This window comes from Mesorhizobium sp. M0011, assembly GCF_040324155.1.
Taxonomy (GTDB): Bacteria; Pseudomonadota; Alphaproteobacteria; order Rhizobiales; family Rhizobiaceae; genus Mesorhizobium.
The window spans coordinates 1-1190 of sequence record NZ_JAMYVQ010000077.1 but is presented as its reverse complement, the minus strand read 5'-3'; the positions used below and the strand labels follow the sequence as shown (position 1 = coordinate 1190).

The window sequence follows — 1190 nt, the reverse complement described above, 5'->3', positions numbered from 1 at the left end:
CCCATAGGCGCTAACTTAGGTGTGGACTGGTGGAATCGACATGTGATTCCTGGGCCAGATGCGCACGAATGATTCGATCGAAATCGACTGGCAGGCTCTGATATCGAGGCTGTCGCAATCGCTTGACCTTGATGCGACGGCGCGGGCGACGGGAGCGCTGGTGCGTCGTCGCAATGTTGCGGACGCCGCGACATTACTGCGCTTGGCGTTGGCCTATGGCCCCGGTGGGATGAGCCTGCGCACGGCTGCCGCCTGGGCCGGGGTGAACGAGATTGCGAGCCTTTCCGACGTTGCTCTTTTGAAGCGCTTGCGCGCCGCCGCCGATTGGCTCGGCGACATTGCAGGCGCCTTGCTCCAAAACGCTTGCGCCAAAAGCGCCGCACCGACGGGGCGCCGGCTGCGCGTTGTCGATGGCAGTTCGATCTCGCATCCCGGCAGTGCCGGCACGGACTGGCGGCTGCATGCCACCTACGAACCCGCGCTCGCGCGCTTCACGCATCTGGAGATCAGCGACGTGCGCGGTGGTGAAAGCTTCTTGCGTGCTCCGCTGCGCCAAGGCGACATTGTTGTTGGTGATCGCGCCTACGCCCGCGCCCCGTCCCTTGAAAAGGTGGTGTCGGCGGGTGCCGACTTCATCGTGCGCACGGGCTGGACCAGTGTTCGGCTGACCACGCCCGACGGGCAACGGGTCGACTGGAACGCCATCTATGAGCCCATGCAGCCTGATGAGGTTTGCGAGATGAACGTGCTCGTGGAGCATTCACGGCGCAAGGGTCAAGACGGGCCGCCCTTGCGGGCAAGGCTCATCGTCAAGCGCAAGGATGAGAAGGCCACGCAAAAGGCCCAGAAGGTGGCAAAGCGGGGCAATCAGCGCCGCTGCAGCAACAGGCTGCAGCCGATGACCCTCATTGCCGCGGGCTTCGTCATGCTGCTGACCTCGGTCCCGGCCGATGAATTGACGGCCGACGAGGTGCTGCGAACCTATCGGCTGCGCTGGCAGGTCGAACTCGCCTTCAAGCGGCTCAAGAGCGGAATGGGCATCCACAAGCTTCCCGCGCGAGACGAGCGGCTCGCCCGAAGCTGGCTGACGGCCCACCTGATCCTGGCGCTGATAATCGACGAGGCCGTCACAGACGTTCTCGACTCTCCCCCCTGTGAAGGCGAAACCACGCAGGGCGCAATCGCTGTCC

General features: G+C 64.3%; 1 protein-coding gene. It reads left to right on the top strand.

Features of this window, described 5'->3' with window-relative positions; genetic code table 11:
• Positions 1-160: 160 nt before the first annotated feature.
• Positions 161-1190 (top strand): IS4 family transposase (locus tag NKK51_RS32380; RefSeq protein ID WP_352556350.1); only part of this gene is annotated, 1030 nt, incomplete at its 3' end.